This window comes from Pararhodospirillum oryzae (genome assembly GCF_007992075.1).
In the GTDB taxonomy this organism is placed as follows: Bacteria; Pseudomonadota; Alphaproteobacteria; order Rhodospirillales; family Rhodospirillaceae; genus Pararhodospirillum; species Pararhodospirillum oryzae.
Window position 1 is genome coordinate 43,456 of the sequence record NZ_BJZO01000010.1, and the last position, 20,531, is coordinate 63,986.

Consider the following 20,531-nt stretch of genomic DNA (forward strand, 5'->3'; position numbering starts at 1 on the left):
GAGGTGTCGCATTTTCCAACAGCCGAAACGCTGCCCGTTTCGGCTGAAAATGCTTTAGACTTCCGGGGCATCCATGCTCAGCTTCCTGTCGATCCGCGACGTGGTTCTGATCGAAAGCCTCGATCTGACCTTTGGCCCCGGATTGGGCGTTCTGACCGGCGAAACCGGCGCGGGCAAATCGATCCTGCTCGATAGCCTGGGGCTGGCCCTGGGCGGACGGGCCGACAGCGGCCTGGTGCGCAAGGGGGCGGCCCGCCTGTCGGTGACCGCCGGGTTCGCGGCCCCGCCCGATCATCCGGCCCGGGCCCTGCTGGCCGAGGCCGGGCTGGAAGCCGATCCCGACGAGCCCGTGGTGCTGCGCCGGGTGGTGAACGCCGACGGGCGCGGCCGGGCCTATGTCAACGACCAGGCGGCCAGTGTCGGCCTGTTGCGCACGCTGGGGCGTGCCCTGGTCGAGATTCATGGCCAGTTCGACACCCAGGGCCTGCTTGATCCGGGGACTCACGGCGCGGTTCTGGATGCCTTCGGGGAGTCGCTCGGCGAGGCCCTGGCCGCCACGGCCCGGGCCCATGCCACATGGCACGAGGCCGTCAAGGCACGCCGCGCCGCCGAGGAGAGCCTGGCCCGCGCCCGGGCCGAGGAAGACCTGTTGCGCGCCACCGTCGAGGACCTGGAGGCCCTGGCCCCCCAGGTGGGCGAGGAGGCGACCCTGGCCGAGGAGCGCGCCTTGCTGATGAACGCCGAAAAGCTGATGGAAGGCTTGAACAGCGCGCTGGCGGCGCTCAGCACCCCCACCGACGTGGGCGGGGCCCTGCGCCAGAGCGGGCGCCTGCTTGATCGCATCGCGCCCCTGGCCGGGCCGGCGGTCGAGGGCATCGTCCAGGGCCTGGAACGGTCGGCGGTTGAGCTGGAGGAAGCGCGCTCCTCCCTCGAAGCGCTGATCGGGCGCCTGGACCTGGATCCCTCGCGCCTGGAATCGGTGGAGGAACGCCTGTTCGCCCTGCGCGGCGAGGCCCGCAAGCGCGGCTGCGTGGTGGACACGCTGCCCGAGCTTCTGGAAGACACCCGCCGCGCCCTGGCCGCCCTGGATGGCGACACCTCGCGCCTGGATGCCCTGGCCCGGGCCGAGCGCGAGGCCCGCGCCGCCTACGAAACCCGGGCCCGCGCCCTGTCGGCCGAGCGCGCGCGCGCGGCCAGGGCCCTGGACAAGGCGGTGGCGGCGGAACTGGCCCCCCTGCGCCTGGACAAGGCCCGCTTTTGCACCACCTTGGAGGAACTCCCCGAAAGCCAGTGGGGGCCGCGCGGGCTGGATCGGGTGACCTTCCTGGTCGCGACCAACCCGGGCGCCGATCCCGGCCCGTTGCACAAGATCGCGAGCGGCGGCGAGCTGTCGCGCTTCATGCTGGCTCTCAAGGTAGTCCTGGCCGCCGATGGCACCGTGTCCACCTTGATCTTCGACGAAGTCGACGCGGGGCTGGGAGGCGCGACGGCGGCGGCCGTGGGCGAGCGCCTCGCGCGCCTGGGCCGCGTGGTCCAGGTCCTGGTCGTCACCCATTCGCCCCAGGTCGCCGCCCGGGGCGAACGGCATTTCCGGGTGAGCAAGGTGGCCCACGACGAGGGCCTGCCCGGCACCACCGTGAGCACCCTGGACCCGCCCGCCCGCATTGAGGAAATCGCCCGCATGCTGGCGGGCGCCGAGATCACCGAGCCCGCCCGCGCCGCCGCCGCCGCCTTGCTGGCGGGGAACGGCGGGTAATCCCGTGCCGCGGGTGCTTCGCTGGAAAGAGAAGGCCGGGGAGGCGTAGCCTCCCCAGACCCCACTTAAATTTTTCTGGATCCTGACAGGCGGAACGTCGGATACCCCCCTCATGAATCGAGGGGTCTGGGGAGGCCGCGCCTCCCCGGTTTTGAGATCTTGCCGTTGCGGAGAGACCATGAGCGCGAAACCCGTGGAAACCTTGTCGCGCGAGGAGGCGGCGGCGGAACTGGCCGAGCTGGCGGCCGCCATCGCCCACCACGACCGTTTGTACTACCAGGACGACGAACCGGACCTCACCGACGCCGAGTACGACGCCTTGCGCGCGCGCAACCAGGCGCTGGAGGCGCGCTTTCCCGATCTGGTTCGCGCCGACAGCCCGTCGGCCCGGGTCGGCGCGGCCCCGGTCGAGGGCTTTGCCCAGGTGCGTCACGCGGTGCCGATGCTGTCGCTGGCCAATGCCTTCGACGACGACGAGGTACGCGAGTTCGACGCCCGCGTGCGCCGCTTCCTGCGCTTGAAGGACGACGACGCCCTGGCCTACCGGGCCGAACCCAAGATCGACGGCCTGTCGTTCTCGGCCCGCTACGAAAACGGGGTGTTTGTTCGCGCCGCCACCCGGGGCGACGGCACCACCGGCGAGGACATCACCCGCAACCTGGCCACCCTGGCCGACCTGCCGTCGCGCCTGAACGACGACGCCCCGCCGGCGGTGCTGGAGGTGCGCGGCGAGGTGTTCATGCGCAAGGCCGACTTCGCGCGCCTGAACGAGGAGCAGACCGCCCGGGGGCGCAAGGTGTTCGCCAACCCCCGCAACGCCGCCGCCGGCTCGCTGCGCCAGCTGGATCCGGCCATCACCGCCCAGCGCCCCTTGAGCCTGTACGCCTATGCCTGGGGCGAGATCGAGGGGCTGGCCTCTCCTTTTGAAACCCACGGTGCCTTCCTGGAGCGGTTGCGGGCCTGGGGCTTTCCCGTGCATCCGCAAACGCAGGCCTGTGCCTCGGTCGAGGATCTGATCGCCTACACCGCGACCATCGCCGCCGTGCGCGCGGACCTGGACCACGACATTGATGGGGTGGTGTTCAAGGTCGATCGCCTGGACTGGCAGCAGCGTCTGGGCACCCTGAGTCGCGCGCCCCGCTGGGCCATCGCGCGCAAGTTCCCGGCCGAGCTGGCCACGACCCGGGTCAACGCGATCCGGGTGCAGGTGGGCCGCACCGGGGCCCTGACCCCGGTGGCCGAGCTGGAGCCGGTGACCGTGGGCGGCGTGGTGGTCAGCCGCGCCACCTTGCACAACGAAGACGAGATCCGGCGCAAGGACGTGCGGGTGGGGGACTGGGTCCAGGTGCGCCGGGCCGGCGACGTGATTCCGCAGGTGGTGGCGGTCGATCCGGCGCGGCGCCCGGCCGACGCGGATCCCTACGCGTTCCCCGACCGCTGCCCGGCCTGCGACAGTCACGCGGTGCGCCGCGAGGGCGAGGTGGCGCGCCGGTGCACGGGCGGCCTGATCTGCCCGGCCCAGGCGGTGGAACGGCTGAAGCACTTCGTTTCGCGGGGGGCCTTTGATGTCGAGGGCCTGGGCGAGCGCTCGCTGGAGGCTTTTTTCAAGGAAGGCCTGATCACGTCGCCGGCCGACCTGTTCACCCTGGAAGAACGCGACCAGGCTCCGGGACGCCTGACCCGCCTGCAAAACCGCGACGGCTGGGGCCCCAAATCGGTGGCCAACCTGTTCGCGGCCCTGAACGCGCGCCGCGCCGGGGTCAGCCTGGAGCGGTTCATCTACGCCCTGGGCATTCCGCAAGTCGGCGAGGCCACGGCCCGGCTGCTGGCCCGCCATTACGGCAGCCTGGAGGCCTGGCGCCAGGCGATGACCGAGGCCGGCGACGAAACCCACCCGGCCTTCGCCACCCTGGTGGGGATCGAGGGGATTGGTCCGTCGATGGCCCGCGATCTGGTCGAGTTCTTCGCCGAACCGCACAACGTCCAGGTCCTGGACGCCCTGCTGGCCACCGGGGTGCGCGTGCTTGATGTCGAGGCCCCGGAAGAGTCCACTGGTCCCCTGGCCGGCAAGACGGTGGTGTTCACCGGGACGCTGGAAACCCTGAGTCGGGCAGAAGCCAAGACCCGCGCCCAGGCGGCGGGTGCCAAGGTCACGGGCTCGGTCTCGGCGCGCACCGATTACCTGGTGGCGGGCGCCGATGCCGGTTCCAAGGCGACCAAGGCGGCGGCGCTCGGCGTCACCGTGCTGGACGAGGCCGCCTTTTTGGAGCTGTGCGCCGGGGGGGGATGACCCGGGGCGCCCGGGGGACGGTTCCCGTTTTTCGGGCGCACCCCGCGTTTCTTTTACAAATACGCGTTGACCTGTCAAAATGTGGGGGGATGACGGGGTACGGTTCGACCCATCGCTGCGATGCCCGGAGCGAAAGCGCTGCAAGAGCGGTTGGGTCGAGGGGGCACAATGTCCTGTTCAAGCAAGATTTCCCTGGTTTTCCTGGTCGGTTCCCTGATGTGGATCGGGGTGACGGACCTTCTGTGCGCCGGATTGTTCGCTTCCGGATTCTTCCCGATCGATCTGTTCATCGATGGGGTTTACGTGAGCGGGGTTGCGCTGGCCCTCAAGCTTGTTCTGTCGGTCGAGGAACGGCGCCGGCGGCGGGTGGAGGAAATCCTTTCCGACGCGGTCCTGCGCGACCCGTTGACCGGTTTGTTGAACCGGCGTGCCTTCGATACGCATTTCGAAGCCGCCCTGGAACGCGCTCGACGGGCGGGCAAGCGTCTTGGAGTCGCGTTTATTGATTTGAACGACTTCAAGATCGCCAACGACACGCATGGCCACGCTTTCGGAGACGCGGTGTTGCAAGGCGTGGCCGCCCGGCTGGGTCAGCTGTTGCGCCGGGCCGACCTCGTGGCCCGTCTGGGGGGCGACGAATTCGCGGTTGTCGTCGAATCCGACACGGACCATGGGCTGGAAGATCTGGCCCAACGGCTTCTGGCCGGCTTTCACGATCCCCTCGAAATCGACGGCAGGGCGCATCGTGTCTCGATCAGCGTGGGCACGGCTCGTTTCCCGGACCACGGGGATCAGGCGGACACGCTTCTTCGATCCGCCGACATGGCCATGTACCAGGAAAAACGGCGAGGGCGCCCCGACGGCACGCGTGATGCCGCGCATCGCAAGGCCGCCCGTCCCGAGATCGTGGTGGGCCGGCCGGGGCAGGGGGGTGAACCGATTTTTTCCAAGGGCCGTCACTATCTGGGGGGATATCGCCCGATCCTGCGGTCTTCGGCGCCATAGAGCCGCTTTCTTCCGAAGCCGGAGGGAAGCGTCAGGAGAGAAAAACCAGGAAGCGTTTCGCCTTCTCAGACGGGATTTCACGGGGCCGTCGAGAACCGGCAAAATTTCTTTCCGAGTCGAAACTTCAGCACCTATGGATTTCGCCAGGCACGATGAGCAATCCCTATTGTTATTCGCCAGGTTCTTGTTTAAAATTGGACTCTAGTTGTTTCCAGTATCCAAGGCGCAGCGTCGTCAGGGGCAAGGAAGCGATGGGCAAAAAAAGAAACGATCGTGCAACGGGGCGCGACAAGCTCCTGGTCTTGTACCAGCGGCTCACGCTTCTTGCAGGCAAGAAACTGTTTCAGGCTGATCTTGCCCGCGATCTTGATTGCTCTTCGCAAACCGTGTCGCGGCTGATTGGCGTTATCGAATTTCATCTTGGGGCGGATGTCGAAATTTTAAGGGGAAAGGAGGATCGGCGTCTCTATTATTGCTTGAAGTCGAAAAGCCAGGAAAAAACACTGGGGTTCTCATTCGAGGAGCTGGAGTACCTGGCCCTGTGTCGGGACCTTGCCGGTCGCTTCCTTCCTTCAAGCGTGGCCGATCGCATTCACCAAAGCATGACAACCCTGGCCCTGCACCTGGGTGAACCCAATCGCATGGCGGGCAACGGGGCGCCCCTCAGCTTCCGGCCCAAGGGATACATCGACTACACCGACCATCTGCCCCTTCTGGGCACGTTGCGCCAAGCCATTGCCAAGCGTCAGGTCTGCGAGATCGGCTATCACCCGGCCGGTGGCTCAATCCCAAGGCTCTACCGCCACGCCCCGGGCCGGCTGCTTGCCATGAGCGGCACGTTGTATGTGCAAGGCTACCGCCTTGCCGAGGGATCGCTCCTGAAGGATCGCCCCACCACCTTTTCGGTTCACCGCCTTACCGAAGTCAGGCCAACCGGCGAATACTTTACCTTCGATGCCGCCGATCTTGAAGACAGCGCCTTCGGCTTGAACTGGCACGAACCAAGGTGGGTTCGGATCCATGTCGCCCCCAGCGCGGCCGACTACGTCCGCGATCGCAAGTGGAGCAGCGACCAGAATATCGAAGAGCACGAAGACGGCAGCCTCGTCCTGTCACTCAGCACCACCAGCGAAAAGGAGCTGAACGCCTGGGTATGGAGCTTCGGCGGGCTGGCCCGCATCGAAGGGGGATAGTTTTGCTCTTTTTGACCGTTTTTTTTATTATTTGAAATGTGTTGCTTATATGTACGGAGATCGACGATGTCTGACGTTGAAAAGCCAAAATGCCCTAAATGCGGTACTTCCGAATATATGGTTCTAGAGAAAACGGGAAAGAAAGTTGGCACACTTGCCGGTACCGGAATTGGGGCGGCGGCCGGCTACGGAGCTGCAACTGGCGGCGCTGCTCTTGGAGCCAGCATCGGTTCGGTTGTCCCGGTTGTCGGTACCGTATTCGGCGGTATTCTGGGGGGGCTTTTGGGGGCGCTGGTTGGTGGTGCGGCTGGGGGTGCCGCAGGGAATAAGTTAGGAGAGCAACTAGATGAAGCAAAGGGAAATTTTCGGTGCAACAAATGTGGAGGTGAAATATCTGGATAATATAATTATTGTGCCGTGAGATTAATCCTTCGCAACTCAACCGAGTTAAAGGTTGTTTATTTTAGTGTTTGTGTAAAGCTGATTTCCCTTGTGGTTCGAAAGTGTAATTCGGAGGGTTTGGGTATGTCAATCATGACGCCGCCTACAATCCCTGTTTCACAGGGAACGTCTTCAAAAACGCTAATATGTCCAGAGTGTGGTGCGGAGAATAAAGTAGTCGTCGAAACCGGCGTCGGGGCCGCCGCCGGGGCCGCCGCCGGGGCCGCCATAGGACACGTGGTGAGTGAAAAGTGGGGTCCGGTACGAGGAGCGGGTGTCGGTGCTGCTCTGGGGACACTTATTCCTGTTCCAGGAGTTGGGACCTTGGTTGGCACTCTCATCGGAGGGCTTATTGGAGGGTTAATTGGTGAGGCATTGGATGATGCGGAAACTGAAAATGTAATCAAATGCAAAAAATGTGGGTGTATGATGAAGTGATAATCTGGAATATTTTTTAGGGTTTGGCCCATGAATAAGTTGGGTGATTTCAGTCGCTTGTGATGCATTCGATTTGCGAAGACCTGAATGGATCTCAAGGATATGTGGACTGACATCACCCGTGGGCAGTATCGGCGGGATAAGCTGACGTATGCGAGTGTTCTAATGAGCAAAGAGTGGGAGGTTCTCGGTCCGATCCTCCCCGGTCCATCATCCCGGGGGCGGCCTCGTCGGGTGGAGCTGCAGTCGGTGGTGGAAGCGATTTTTTATGTGCTGGAATCTGGCTGTCAATGGCGGATGTTGCCAGACAGCTTTCCGCCACGCTCGACGGTGCAGCGTTATTTTTACACGTGGTGTCGCGATGGGACATGGAAGCAGATCAACCGTCTTTTGCTGATGCGCGCCCGTGAAGAGATGGGCCGGGAGGCCAGTCCCGGCGCCGGGGTGATCGACAGCCAGTCGGTCAGGACCACGGAGGCCGGTAGCGTGCGAAGACATGACGCAGGCAAGAAAGTGAAGGGTCGCAAACGTCATATTGTCACGGATACCAATGGGTTACTCGTCGGTGTCGTCGTTCATGGCACCGATATCCAAGACCGCGATAGTGCTCCTCTGGTGCTGGCCTCGATCCGTACCGCGTTCCCGTGGTTGCGTCATGTCTTTGCCGATGGCGGCTATGCGGGAGACAAGCTGAAGACCTCTCTGGCCGCCATCGGCGAGTGGACCGTGGAGATCATCAAACGATCCGATACCGCCCAGGGCTTCGTTGTTCTGCCCAAGCGCTGGGTCGTGGAACGGACTTTCGCTTGGCTGGGCCGGAATCGGCGCCTTGCAAAGGACTTCGAAAAAAGAGCCGACACCGCTATGGCTTGGATTTTCGCTGCCAGTATCAAACTCATCACCAGGAGACAGGAAAGGAAAGGAAAGGCAATAATTCTACCTATCCGATTATGAGCCAAGCTCTAAAAATGCGGGTCGCCCTCTTTAATTTTTGTATAAGAAAATGGATAATTTTTATGCGATGAAAAACTTGTATCTTTCTATTTTTTGCGTACCAAAAAAATTGCTTTGGTGATTTTACCGGTATTTGTGTTTTTCAGCTAATGAGGTGTTAATTATGGTTGATGAGACAAAAAAAGAAGAAAAAGCGTCATTAATACGAAATGTCGCGATCGGATCGGCCAGCGTTGAAACAGTAAATAGATATGGAAGTGCCAGCGCCGAGTATGTAAAAGCCTACACAGGAATTGATAATGAATTAGGAAAAAATTTGAGTCGTTGCCATAAAAAAATAAATAATTACTCTACTCCAAATGAAATAGCTGCTTGTCAGCAAGCGGGATTTTCTGCGGAAGTTGCTGTAACTGCAAATAGAAATGCAGATAATATTATAAAAGGAAATGAAAATAGGTTTATTAGGACGGATGATATGCCTGTTGAATTTGGCAATAACCATCCGGTATATGATCATGTAGAAATTGATAGTAATGGTTTTGTTGTTCCTGGTTCTGGTTCTCAAATGAAATTTGTTAAAAATAGCGACCGTCTTTTGGATAAAATTGCCAAAGGTCGCGATGGAGGTGGGAATGATTTATCGAGGTACCTAGAAGCGAAACTTGACCTCCCGACTGATCAAGTTGAAAAGGCTCGGGAACACTGTACGAAGCAGTCACAAGTGTTACGTCAGCAAGCTGACGTATTGGAAGCCAAAGGAGACACAGAACTTGCGAACCGTAAGCGCACGGAAGCAGAGAATTACGAGAAAGTGCGGGGAAATATCCGCGATAGCGGTATTACAACCAAACAGGCACGCTTTTACAAAGAGCATCCGGCGCTCGCCACGGCTATGGATATTGGAAAAACCAGCCATGGGGCTGGGGTTGAAGGGGCTAAATGTGGCGTCGTGATTGGCGGTGCGATCTCGATGGTAACGAACATGATCGCCGTATGTCAGGACGATAAGGAATTGAAGCAGGCTCTTTTGGATACTGCCGTAGGCGCCGGAAAAGCAGCAGCCGTTGGGTATGGAACCGCATTTGCAGGATCGGTGGTGAAAGGTTTGATGCAGCAATCTAGTATAAAATGCGTGAGAGCTCTTTCAAAGACGTCTCTTCCTTCTATGGTAGTGGCAATTTGTCTGGAATTGGCAGATGCTGTGGCTCGTTATGCAAGAGGAGAAATAGACGGAGTCGAATTCCTGGAAGTGATTGGTGAAAAGGGCAGTGGGATGTTGGCTGGTGGTCTTGGTGCCACTCTTGGGCAGATTGCCATACCGATCCCTGTCGTCGGCGGCCTCATCGGGGGTATGGTCGGCTATACTCTTAGTTCAATGCTTTACGGCGTTTCTCTTACCGCTTTCAAAGAGGCGAAAGTCGCACGCGCGGAATATCTCCGTACCAAGGCTCTTTGCGAGGAAGCCCGTGCGAGCATGGAGGCCTATCGCCTTCAATTTCGGGCGTCGTTTGTGGCGTGGCTTGAGAAAGGAAGAAGCGAACTGACAGAGTGCATTTCAAAAATGGATGCTGCCGCCGGGGATGGGAGGATGGATGATTTTGCCTTAGTTGCGGGTGATCTGGCCGCGTGCATGGGCAAGAATTTACAATTCGCAAACAAAAATGAATTCGACGTTTTTATGACCACGGATGGAGATTTGGTCCTTTGACTATGAATTCTCTATAAAACTGCAACTTGGGAGGTATGTCATGCCCTTTCCACTGATTGTTCTTATTCCTACAGTGTTAGGCGGGTTGTTTGGTGTGGGTAAGACCATTGAAGCTGCCGTAAACAACAGTGACGCAGATGAAATTAATAACAATGCGGAAGAATTAGTAAAGAATGCAGAGGAGGCGCGTGATAGTGGGCGAAACGCCTGTAATTATGGTCTTAAAAGTTATGGTGAAAAGAAATTAAGCATAATTGACAAAGAAATTAGGGATTTTATATCAATTTTTTCCCGCTTGAAAAATGTTTCAATTGAACATAGCCCTGAGTTGGAGCGTCTTAACGTCGGGGATTTCACGGAAGTATCTCTTCAGTCTCTCAAGCATTCGTGTTCGTTTGCTGATGATTTTGCGGTGAGTGCGGCTGCGGGCGCAGGCGCCGGAGCGATCACAGCGTTTGGTGCCTATGGCGGCACGATGATGTTGGCATCCGCTGGCACTGGAACAGCGATCGGCACTCTTAGCGGCGCTGCTGCTACGAACGCCACTCTCGCTTGGCTGGGAGGCGGTACGCTTGCTGCTGGAGGTTACGGCATCGCCGGAGGGACTCTGGTCCTCGGCAGCTTGGTTGCGGGTCCGGCGCTTCTTGTGCTTGGTAGCATTCTGGGGGCTCAAGCGTCGAAAAAGCTTGACGAAGCGCGTGCTAATCTGGAGAAAGCAAGAACCTTCGAGGCTGAAGTCAAGGTTGTTTTGGAAAAGCTTAAGGCTATTTTGGAAGTTACCGATGTTGGATGGAAGCTTCTTGAGGATTTGAGGTCGAGACTTTATGATTCAAACGTTGCATTACGCGAATTAACGAAGATTTTTGGTGTTGATTATTCGACGTATCCGAATGGCGCGAAAGATTCTATTTTTATGGCAGTCAAATATGCTCAATTGACTAAACTGGTTATCGATACCCCAATCCTGAGCGAAGATGGTTCTCTAGCCGAAGGTGTCCTTTTTAATTTTAATGGTGTCAAAGAGTGCTTGGAGAAATGAACCTTTGTGGTGTGGATGTGTTATAGTATACCGTTTTTTGTGCAAATTATAGATTCGGAGGTGCGCTCCTTTTTGGTTGGCCTCTCTCTCCCCCCTGGGGAGAGAGAGGCGTAAGAATCTCCAAGAGAAGCCTCCTCAGCCCGGCCACAGAGCCAGGACGAGGATCTGGGGGACCAGGATGCGCAGGCACATGACCAGGGGGTAGACGGCGGCGTAGGACAGGGCCGGGGCTTCCGAGGGGCTGAGCGCGTTGGCGAAGGCGAGTGCCGGGGGGTCGGTCATGCTGCCCGCCAGCAGGCCGCATACGCTCAGGTAGTTCAGCTTCCCGACCAGCCGCGCGAAAAAGCCCACCACCAGCAACGGCACCAGGGTGATGACGACCCCGCAGGCCATCCAGGCCAGCCCGTCGCCATTGACCAGGGTATCCAGGAAATGCCCCCCCGAGGTCAGGCCGACCACGGCCAGGAACAAGACAATGCCGACCTCGCGCAAGGCAAGGTTGGCGGCCGGGGGCATGAACCAGACCAGGGGGCCAATCCGCCCGATCCGCGACAAAACGATGGCGACGATCAAGGGCCCGCCCGCCAGCCCCAGCTTGAGGGGGGCCGGCATGCCGGGCAGGAACAGCGGAATCGAGCCCACGATCACGCCAAGCAGGATGCCAATGAACACCGGCGCGAAATCAGCCTGCTGCAAGCGCCGGTGCGAGTTGCCCAGAACGGTGGTGGCGCGGGCCAGGTTCTCGGGCTTGCCGATCACGTTCAAGATGTCGCCAAACTGCAAGGCCAGGGCCGGGTGGGGCACCAGTTCGATGCCGGCCCGGTTCACCCGACTGACCACCACGTCGTAGGCGTCGGCCAGGTTCAACTGGCCAATCGATTTGCCCAGCACGGTGTCGTTGGTCACCACCAGCCGTTCCCAGCGCACATCCGTGCCCTTGGTGGTCACCGGCGTGGCAATCTCCTGGCCCAGGAACAGCTTCAGGCGGTCGAGCTCGGGGCGGGGCCCGACCAGGTGGAGCACGTCGCCCGTCTGGATGCGGGTGCCGGGGTGGGGCACCTCCAGGTGATCGTTGCGCAGCAGGCGCGAGGCCATCACGCCCCCTTCGCCGGCCAGCCCGATCTCGTGCAAGGTGGCGCCATCCAGGTTGGCGTTGCGGATGGCCACGTCCATGGTTTCCAGGGCCGCGTTTTCCGCCTGACGCTGGCGCTCGAACGCCTCGGCTTCCCGGTTCGTGTCCAGGCGCAGGACAACACGAACCAGGATCATCGCAATCAAAATGCCCGCGATGCCGAAGGGATACGCCACGGCATAGCCCAGGCTGGGCAGCATCTGCTGCTCGGCGGTGGCATGGACCCCGGCCAGGATTTCCTGGGTCGCGCCCAGGGCCGGCGTGTTGGTGACCGCGCCCGAGAACACGCCCAGCAGGGCCGGCAGGGAAAAGCCGGTGGCTAGGTGCAAGACCACGGTGGTCAGCGCGCCCAGAACGACGATGGCCACGGCCATCAGGTTGAGGCCCAGGCCCTCGCGGCGAAAGGCGGCCACGAAGCCGGGGCCGACCTGCACGCCGATGGTGTACACAAACAAAATTAATCCGAACTCGCGCACGAAGCCCAGGACCGGGGCGCTGAACCCAACGCCGGCCGTGGCCGCCAGGTGGCCAACGCCAAGGCCCGCGAACAGCACGCCCCCGATGCCCAGACCGATCCCCTTCACGCGGATTTGTCCAAGACCAAGGCCGGCCACCGCGATGACGCTGAGCGTGATCATCAGGCGGGCGATTTCGGGAAGACCGTTGAACAGGTCGAGCATGAGCCCTCCTCGATACACGAAGGAGATGGGAGCCATGGGAGGGGACCAGATCCTCCCATGGACGAGCCGACACAACAGCGCGCCGGGTGGTGGGAGCGCAAGAGGGAGCAATAGTTGCAGATGATTTTGGGTGTTATTCTCGATTTGCGTGTGATGCTCGTCCTTTGGCGATCCCGGTGTACCCTACAACGGCTCGCCTGTCAGGTGATGGTGGCGTGACTGTCCGACCTTTGGTCGGACAGGCGGATTATGTCCGTTTCGTGTCACTTCCAACAATGTTAAGAAGGGTTGTATGGCAGTGCGGATAATAGGGTGATTAAAGGCCAGGACGGCCGAGCGTGGGAGAGGAATGTTCATGAAAAAAGTGGGCTATCAGGGGCTTGGGGCGGGCGCCCTGGCCATCGCCGTGGGGTTGATTCCGGGCGGCGAGGCGCAGGCCTCGGGTTTTCAGTTGCGCGAGCAAAGCGCGGAAGGGCTGGGCACCGCCTTTGCCGGATCGACGGCGCGGGCCGACACCCTTTCAACGATTTTCTACAACCCGGCGGGCATGACGCGCCTGAATGGCAGCCAGTCGGGGGGCTCGTCGACGTGGATTTCCCCCTCGGCCCAGTTCAGCGGTTCGGCCAGCCGGGGCGGCGTGGCCACCACCGGCGTTCAGGGCGGCGACGCGATCGAGGATGCCATGGTCGGTTCGGCCTTCCTGATGTGGGATGCCAGGCCGGACCTGCGCTTCGGCCTGGGACTGACCGCCCCGTTCGGGTTGCGTTCCCAGTACGAAAAGGACTGGGTGGGCCGCTACCACGCCCTTGAAAGCAGCGTCACCAACCTGAACCTGACCCCGTCCATTGCCTACCGGGTGAACGACAAGCTGTCGGTGGGCGGCGGCGTCCAGGTTGCCTACACCGAAGCCACCTTGTCGCAGGCCCTGAACCTGTCGGCCCTGGGGATGTCCGATGGCCGGGTCACGGTCAAGGGCCACGACGTGAGCGCCGGTGTCGACCTGGGCCTGCTTTACGAGTTCACGCCCACTACCCGCGCCGGCCTCAACTGGCGTTCGCAGATGAGCTACACCTTGCAAGGCGACGCCAAGTACCGGGTGCCGGCCGCCGTGTCCGCCCTGGTGCCGACCTTGCGCAATGGCGAGGTGACGGCGGACCTGACGACCCCCGATACCGTCTCGCTGGGCCTGTATCACGAAATCATGCCCGGGTGGGCGGTGATGTCGGATATCGCCTGGACCAACTGGTCGACGTTCGACGAACTGCGCATCAAGTACGAAGACGGCCGCGACGCCAGCGTGACCACTGAAAAGTGGCATGACACCTGGTTCTTCTCGCTGGGCACCGAAGTGGCTTTGGGCGAGAAGAAGAACCACAAGGTGCGCTTCGGCGCCGCCTACGACCAGGCCCCGGTTTACGATAAATACCGCACCGCCCGCATTCCCGACAGCGATCGCTATTGGGTGGCCCTGGGTTATTCCTACGAAACCGAGGGGGGGATCAAGGTCAACGCCGGGTACGCCCACCTGTTCGCCGATTCGGTGTCGATCAACGAAACCACCGCCGCCGGCGGCACCTTGCGCGGCACCTACGACAGCAACGTGAACATCTTCAGCGCGGGGCTGTCGTTCCCGTTCTGAGCTGTTTTTTATTCGTGTGATCCGGGCCGGTCCCCCCGTTGCGGGAAGGGGGCCGGCCTCCCTATATTTGGGCAACAAAACCGGGACGGTTCCGGGGCGGCCCAAGGCGGGAGCCCCGTTGACCGGGCCCATGAGGGACGGATGAATCATGGATATCGAAAAACTGACGGATCGCTCCAAGGGGTTCCTTCAGGCGGCGCAGACCATTGCGTTGCGCGAAACCCATCAGCAGGTGACGCCCGAGCACCTGTTGAAGGCGTTGCTGGACGACAAGGAAGGCATGGCGGCCGGCCTGATCAAGGCGGCGGGCGGCGATGCCGAACGGGCACGCACGGCCATCGACCAGGAAGTTTCCCGTCTGCCCCGGGTGGAAGGCGCCTCGCAAATGTACTGGGGCCAGGCCCTGGCCCGGGTGATCGATCAGGCCCAGACCCTGGCCGACAAGGCGGGCGACGCCTACGTGACCGTGGAACGCCTGCTGCTGGCCCTGGCCCTGGCGCAAGGAACGCCCGCGCACAAGGTGCTGGACGACGCCGGTGTCACCGCGCAGGGCCTGAACCGCGCCATTGAGTCCCTGCGCAAGGGGCGCAAGGCCGACTCCGCCTCGGCCGAGGGGCAGTACGACGCCCTCAAGCGCTACGCCCGCGATCTGACCGAAGCGGCGGGCGAGGGCAAGCTGGATCCGGTGATCGGCCGCGACGAGGAAATCCGGCGCACCATTCAGGTGCTGTCGCGCCGCACCAAGAATAACCCGGTGCTGATCGGCGAACCCGGCGTGGGCAAGACCGCGATCATCGAAGGCCTGGCCCTGCGCATCGTCAACGGCGACGTGCCCGAAAGCCTGAAGCACAAGCGCCTGATGGCGCTCGACCTCGGCGCCATGGTGGCCGGGGCCAAGTATCGCGGCGAGTTCGAGGAGCGGCTGAAGGCGGTGCTGGGCGAGGTGTCGGCCCAGAACGGCGAGATCATTTTGTTCATCGACGAGATGCACACCCTGGTGGGAGCCGGCGCGGCGGAAGGGGCCATGGATGCCTCGAACCTGCTCAAGCCCGCCCTGGCCCGGGGCGAGCTGCATTGCGTGGGTGCCACCACCTTGGACGAATACCGCAAGCACGTGGAAAAGGACGCGGCCCTGGCCCGGCGGTTCCAGCCCGTGTTCGTGTCCGAGCCTACCGTGACCGACACCATTTCGATCCTGCGCGGCATCAAGGAAAAGTACGAGCTGCACCACGGGGTACGCATCGCGGATTCGGCCCTGGTCGCGGCGGCCACCTTGTCGGATCGCTACATCGCCGATCGTTTCCTGCCCGACAAGGCCATCGACCTGATGGACGAGGCCGCCAGCCGCCTGCGCATGGAAGTGGACAGCAAGCCCGAGGAACTGGACGAACTCGACCGCCGGGTGATCCAGCTCAAGATCGAGCGCGAGGCACTGCGCAAGGAAAGCGATCCGGGCTCGGTGGCCCGCCTCAAGGATCTGGAAGGCGAACTGGCCGACCTGGAAACCCGGGCCGCCGCCCTGCTCGCGGAATGGAAGCGCGAAAAGGAAGGGCTGGCCGACGCCACCCGCCTCAAGGAGCGCCTGGATCAGGCGCGCTCGGACCTGGAAGCGGCCCGGCGTGCCGCCGACTGGGCGCGGGCGGGTGAACTGGAATACGGGATCATTCCCGCGCTGAGCCGCGATCTGGCCCGGGCCGAGTCCGACGAGGCCGGGCGCGGGCGCCTGGTCAACGAGGTGGTGAGCGAGGAAACCATCGCTCAGGTGGTGTCGCGCTGGACCGGCATTCCGGTGGACCGCATGCTGGCCGGCGAGCGCGACAAGCTGCTGAAGATGGAAGAAGCCCTGGGCGCGCGCGTGGTCGGTCAGCGCGAGGCCGTGGTGGCCGTGGCCAACGCGGTGCGCCGGGCCCGTGCCGGCTTGGGCGATCCCAACCGGCCGATGGGCTCGTTCTTGTTCCTGGGGCCGACCGGGGTGGGCAAGACCGAGCTGACCCGCGCCCTGGCCGCCTTCCTGTTCGACGACGAACAGGCGATGGTGCGCATTGACATGTCGGAGTACATGGAAAAGCACGCGGTCGCCCGTCTGATCGGCGCGCCCCCGGGCTACGTGGGCCACGAGGAAGGCGGCGCCCTCACCGAGGCGGTGCGCCGGCGGCCCTACCAGGTGATCTTGTTCGACGAGGTCGAGAAGGCTCACCCCGACGTGTTCAATGTGCTGTTGCAGGTGCTCGACGACGGCCGCCTGACCGATGGCCAGGGGCGCACGGTCGATTTCCGCAACACCTTGATCGTGCTGACCTCCAACCTGGGAGCCGACATCCTGGCCGGCCAGCCCGAGGGACAGGATTCGTCGGCGGTCCGCGACGAGGTGATGGAGGTGGTGCGCATGGCCTTCCGTCCCGAGTTCCTGAACCGCCTGGACGAGGTCTTGCTGTTCCACCGCCTGCAACGCGCCCACATGGCCGGGATCGTCGATATCCAGGCCCGGCGCCTGGCCGAGCGCCTGAAGGACCGCAAGATGACCCTGAGCGTGGACGGACCCGCCCGCCTGTGGCTGGCCGATCACGGCTACGATCCGGTGTATGGCGCGCGCCCGCTCAAGCGCGTGATGCAGCGCGCGCTGGAAAACCCGCTGGCCACGATGGTGCTGGAAGGCAGCCTGAAGGATGGTGATCCCGTGGCCGTGTCGGTGGAAGGCGAGGCCCTGACCGTCAACGGCCAGGCCCTGGACGCGCCAGCGTGGTAGACGTCTCGGCCAGCGCCCCGCCCGTGCCCGCCCTTGACCGGGCGGCGGGGCGCTGGCTGGTGGAAGCAGCCGCCCGGCGCTATCTGTCGGCCCGGCGGATGCGCGTGCGGCCTTTCGTGGACGCGACCTTTACCTTCGGGGCCAGCCTGGACCTGCACCGGGCCGCCCTGGGCTGGGACATCGCCCGCGCGCCCCTGAACGCGGTGCTGGCGGTGCCCCAGGTCGCGGTGATGGGCTCGGCGTGGGCCCTGGGGCAGGGCGGACGGCTGTGGGCTCCGGCCGGCCGGGCCGGGCGCTGGCTGGGGCGGGTGACCTTGATCGTGCCCACCGACGTGGGGCGCGACCTGACGTTTCGCCTGTTTCGCGATTTCCTGGAACTGCCCTACGACGACGGCCCCGGGCGGCGCGCGACCCGCGACGCCCTGGCCGAGGAAATCCTGGCCGATCCCGCCTTGCGGGCCTGGATCGCCGCCGCCCTGGCGCCGGTGGTGGCACGGGGGGACGACCCGGCCTTTCGCGCCCGCCTCGACCGCACACTGGCGTCGTACGTGGGCAGCCGGGCGGCGGCGGCCGAATTGCTGAATGCCTTTTTGTGCCTGGGGGCCGGGCTTGCCACCACCCATGCCGTGACCCCGGGCACCTGGGGGCTTTCGGGCGCCCTGGCCGGGCTGATCACCCAGAAGCTGGCCGTGGCCACCTTTCCGCTGGGCTCGGGCGCGGGGGCGGCGTGGCACGCTTTGGTCCCGGCGGCGGTGCCGGGCGCGGTGCTGGCGGCGTCGGCGGCCTCGGTGATGGGGGCGGCCGCCGTGGTCGGTGCCTTCGCCGGCGTGATCACCGATCCCGTGCAACGCCGCCTGGGCTGGCACCAGCGCCGTTTGCACCGTGTGGTGGATGCCCTGGAAAGCGACCTGCTGGGCCCCGCCTCGCGGCCTCTGGGTTTACGCGACCACTACGTGGCCCGTGTGTTCGATCTTGTTGACCTTCTCCTGGCCGCGCATCGCCTGAGCCTGGGGCGGTAGGGGAGGGAGGAAACAGGGAGAGGAAGAGGGCAGGGCGAAGGCCCTTTTTTGGGCTTGCCTCCGGCGGGAGATCGTGCCATCCTCAAGGGATCGACTTTACTTCTGGGCAATCGTCTGGCACTCGCCGACCCTCTCCCCGACGTGATTTTGACGCCCGTTCGCACTCCTGCGGCGGGCAACTCCGATCGGGAAATGCTCCCCAGGAGGCTCCCCCATGACCGTGGGTACCGTTAAGTGGTTCAATAGCACCAAGGGCTTTGGCTTCATCGAGCCCGAGGATGGTTCCGGTGACGTTTTCGTTCACATTTCCGCCGTCGAGCGCTCGGGCATGGGCAGCCTTCGCGAAGGCCAGAAGCTGACGTTCGACGTGGTTCGCGATCCGCGGAAGGGCAAGACGGCGGCCGAGAACCTGCGGGCTCTTTGATCCTCTTCCTTTTTTCCGCACGATTTCATGGGTGGTGGCATGATTCCCATGCCGCCGCCCTTTTTTTTTGGGAGGACCGCATGGCCAAGGAAGAATTTCTGGAATTCGAAGGCAAGATCGACGAAGCCTTTCCCGATGGCCGCTTTCGGGTCACACTGGAAAACGGCCACGAGATCATTGCCTATACCGCCGGCCGCATGCGCAAGAGCCGGATCCGCTCCCTGGTTGGCGACCGCGTGACCGTGGAAATGACTCCCTATGACCTGACCAAGGGGCGCATTACCTACCGTCACAAGGACGAACGCTTTTCCGTGGGCCCCGCCTCCGGCCCCCGTCGCCCGCCGCCCCGCCGCCGATAAGCCCACCGGAGCGCCAGGGCAGAGGATATCCGTGCGGGGGCGTGGCGTTGCAAGGGCTCCGGGATGAGCGCCGTGCACGACCCAGCAAAAGGGGAAGTCCATGCGGTTGCATGCTCTGACGCTTGCCAACTACCGATGCTTCGATCGGTTGGAGATCGATTTTCATCCCGAGATTACCGTGCTTGTCGCGCCTAATGGCGGGGGCAAGACCACGGTTCTGGATGCCGCCCGGGTCGCCCTGTGGCCGTTCGTCAAGGGGTTCGACCTGGGCAGCCAAAGCGGGAAAGGCGCCTCGATCCAGACCGACGATGTGCGCCTCACGCTTCAGGCGGGCGGAAACATGGAGCCGCAGGTGCCCTGCCGCGTTGAGGCCTGCGGTGACTGGGACGAGGAACACCGGGCGCTGACATGGACGCAAACCCGGGAGCGCGTCAAGGCGGGCACCAACACCTTGGGCGATGCCACGAGCAAGGCTCTGACCCGGCGTGCGAGGACCCTGGAAGAGCGCGTGCGCGCGGGGAACGACCCCGTGATCTTGCCGCTAATGACCTATCTTGGGACATCGCGCCTTTGGTACGAGGGGCGGTTTACCTCGACGGCGGAAGACGTGGCGCTGGACACCAGCACCTATTCCCGGACATCTGGGTATTTGAATTGCCTGTCGTATTCCTCCAGCTTCAAGACGTTTTCATCCTGGTATGGATGGGTCTTCAGGAGCTACCGCGAGGAACAGATTCAGGCCCTTGAACAGCAGGTTCCCCTTGGCGCGACTGGCCGGCATTTTGCCGCCATGATCGAGGTGGTGAAAAACGCGGTCGATGCGTTGGTCCGCGAAGCCACCGGCTGGCATGACCTGGAGTACAAGGCAAGCGCCAACCAGCATCTTGTCATGCACCATGAGACGTTCGGTATTTTTCAGGTGGATCGCCTGAGCGATGGCGTGCGCAATGCCATTGCGATGGTCGCCGATCTGGCCTTTCGGGCCTACAAGCTGAACCCCCATCTGGGAACCCAGGCCGCGCGCGAAACGCCGGGGGTTGCGCTGATCGACGAAGTGGACATGTTTTTGCACCCGTCATGGCAGCAAACCATTCTTGCCTCGTTGCGCCAAGCCTTTCCCCGCCTTCAGTTCATCGTCACCACCCACAGCCCGCAGGTTTTGACCACGGTCCGGCGAGAGTGTATTCGCCTGCTGGAACAAGACGCGCGCGGAGCCTGGCTCGCCCGCCTTCCCGATCAGGAAATGAAGGGCATGGAAAGCGCGGTGGCCTTGAACGACCTCATGCAGGTGAATCCGGTTCCACCGGTTGCCGAAGCAACATGGATGGAAAACTACACGGCCATGATTGAACAAGGCACGCACGAGGACGCCCAAGGAGTGGCCTTGCGTCATCAACTTGTTGATTTTTATGGCCCTCATCACCCCCTTGTTCTCGAAGCCGATCGCTTGATTCGTTTCCAGGCCTTCAAACGAAAAGCGGCTCAGCGCGGGTAAGGTCCCCATGCACAAGCTCGATCGCACCCGCGCCCCGGTGCCCGAATGCCTGGAACAGTACAAGAGCAGTTCCAAGACCTGGGAGGATCTGGGCTCTAGATGCAAAAAGGAGGTGCGCCATAGTTTAAAATGCATGCAGGGGTTGGCGGGATACGGAAGCCATCCGGTCGTTCTTTGCGCCTATTGCGAAGGATCGTTGGATGCGGGGTCTCA

General features: G+C 62.5%; 17 protein-coding genes. 16 read left to right on the forward strand and 1 reads right to left on the reverse strand.

The window, feature by feature from the left end; all coding sequences use genetic code 11:
• The first annotated feature begins 73 nt into the window (after positions 1-73).
• From recN to ROR02_RS03145, 9 genes are all read left to right on the forward strand, one after another.
• Positions 74-1,756: a DNA repair protein RecN gene (recN, locus tag ROR02_RS03105; RefSeq protein ID WP_147162545.1), complete on the forward strand. Its 1,683-nt coding sequence runs from the start codon at positions 74-76 to the stop codon at positions 1,754-1,756.
• A 178-nt stretch (positions 1,757-1,934) separates the two neighbouring features.
• On the forward strand, positions 1,935-4,046 hold the full coding sequence (ligA, locus tag ROR02_RS03110; protein WP_147162546.1) for an NAD-dependent DNA ligase LigA: 2,112 nt from the start codon (positions 1,935-1,937) through the stop codon (positions 4,044-4,046).
• A 168-nt stretch (positions 4,047-4,214) separates the two neighbouring features.
• Positions 4,215-5,051 carry a GGDEF domain-containing protein gene (locus tag ROR02_RS03115; protein WP_170244928.1) on the forward strand — a complete coding sequence of 279 codons (837 nt, stop codon included), beginning with the start codon at positions 4,215-4,217 and terminating at the stop codon, positions 5,049-5,051.
• Between the two features lie 251 nt (positions 5,052-5,302).
• On the forward strand, positions 5,303-6,244 hold the full coding sequence (locus ROR02_RS03120) for a helix-turn-helix transcriptional regulator (RefSeq protein ID WP_170244929.1): 942 nt from the start codon (positions 5,303-5,305) through the stop codon (positions 6,242-6,244).
• 66 nt (positions 6,245-6,310) lie between these two features.
• Positions 6,311-6,646 (forward strand): hypothetical protein, encoded by a 336-nt coding sequence (locus ROR02_RS03125; protein ID WP_147162549.1) that lies wholly within the window; start codon positions 6,311-6,313, stop codon positions 6,644-6,646.
• A gap of 132 nt (positions 6,647-6,778) precedes the next feature.
• Entirely contained in the window at positions 6,779-7,123 is a 345-nt protein-coding gene (locus ROR02_RS17535; RefSeq protein WP_407672566.1) for a glycine zipper domain-containing protein, read from the forward strand.
• 102 nt (positions 7,124-7,225) lie between these two features.
• Positions 7,226-8,077, forward strand: a complete 852-nt coding sequence (locus ROR02_RS03135; RefSeq protein ID WP_147162565.1) for an IS5 family transposase — start codon at positions 7,226-7,228, stop codon at positions 8,075-8,077.
• Between the two features lie 163 nt (positions 8,078-8,240).
• Entirely contained in the window at positions 8,241-9,785 is a 1,545-nt protein-coding gene (locus ROR02_RS03140; protein ID WP_147162551.1) for a hypothetical protein, read from the forward strand.
• Positions 9,786-9,825: 40 nt separating this feature from the next.
• Positions 9,826-10,824: a hypothetical protein gene (locus ROR02_RS03145; protein ID WP_147162552.1), complete on the forward strand. Its 999-nt coding sequence runs from the start codon at positions 9,826-9,828 to the stop codon at positions 10,822-10,824.
• Positions 10,825-10,959: 135 nt separating this feature from the next.
• On the opposite strand, the gene ROR02_RS03150 is transcribed toward ROR02_RS03145, so the two are convergent.
• Positions 10,960-12,636 (reverse strand): putative transporter, encoded by a 1,677-nt coding sequence (locus ROR02_RS03150; protein ID WP_147162553.1) that lies wholly within the window; start codon positions 12,634-12,636, stop codon positions 10,960-10,962.
• 355 nt (positions 12,637-12,991) lie between these two features.
• On the opposite strand from ROR02_RS03150, the gene ROR02_RS03155 reads away from it, so the two are divergent.
• From ROR02_RS03155 to ROR02_RS16790, 7 genes are all read left to right on the forward strand, one after another.
• Positions 12,992-14,275 carry an OmpP1/FadL family transporter gene (locus tag ROR02_RS03155; protein ID WP_147162554.1) on the forward strand — a complete coding sequence of 428 codons (1,284 nt, stop codon included), beginning with the start codon at positions 12,992-12,994 and terminating at the stop codon, positions 14,273-14,275.
• A 148-nt stretch (positions 14,276-14,423) separates the two neighbouring features.
• Positions 14,424-17,021 carry an ATP-dependent chaperone ClpB gene (gene clpB, locus ROR02_RS03160; protein WP_147162555.1) on the forward strand — a complete coding sequence of 866 codons (2,598 nt, stop codon included), beginning with the start codon at positions 14,424-14,426 and terminating at the stop codon, positions 17,019-17,021.
• Positions 17,015-18,040, forward strand: coding sequence for a DUF6635 family protein (locus tag ROR02_RS03165; RefSeq protein ID WP_246135375.1), 1,026 nt, complete (start codon positions 17,015-17,017; stop codon positions 18,038-18,040). The genes clpB and ROR02_RS03165 overlap by 7 nt, the downstream gene beginning before the upstream one ends.
• 214 nt (positions 18,041-18,254) lie before the next feature.
• The gene (locus tag ROR02_RS03170; RefSeq protein ID WP_147162556.1) at positions 18,255-18,464 is read left to right on the forward strand and encodes a cold-shock protein; all 210 of its coding nucleotides are present in this window, start codon (positions 18,255-18,257) and stop codon (positions 18,462-18,464) included.
• Positions 18,465-18,544: 80 nt separating this feature from the next.
• Complete coding sequence (gene infA, locus ROR02_RS03175; RefSeq protein WP_147162557.1) at positions 18,545-18,823, forward strand: translation initiation factor IF-1; 279 nt, start codon at positions 18,545-18,547, stop codon at positions 18,821-18,823.
• A gap of 100 nt (positions 18,824-18,923) precedes the next feature.
• Positions 18,924-20,318: an AAA family ATPase gene (locus tag ROR02_RS03180; RefSeq protein WP_147162558.1), complete on the forward strand. Its 1,395-nt coding sequence runs from the start codon at positions 18,924-18,926 to the stop codon at positions 20,316-20,318.
• 7 nt (positions 20,319-20,325) lie between these two features.
• On the forward strand, positions 20,326-20,531 hold a 206-nt coding region (locus ROR02_RS16790; protein ID WP_218032755.1), incomplete at its 3' end, for an HNH endonuclease family protein.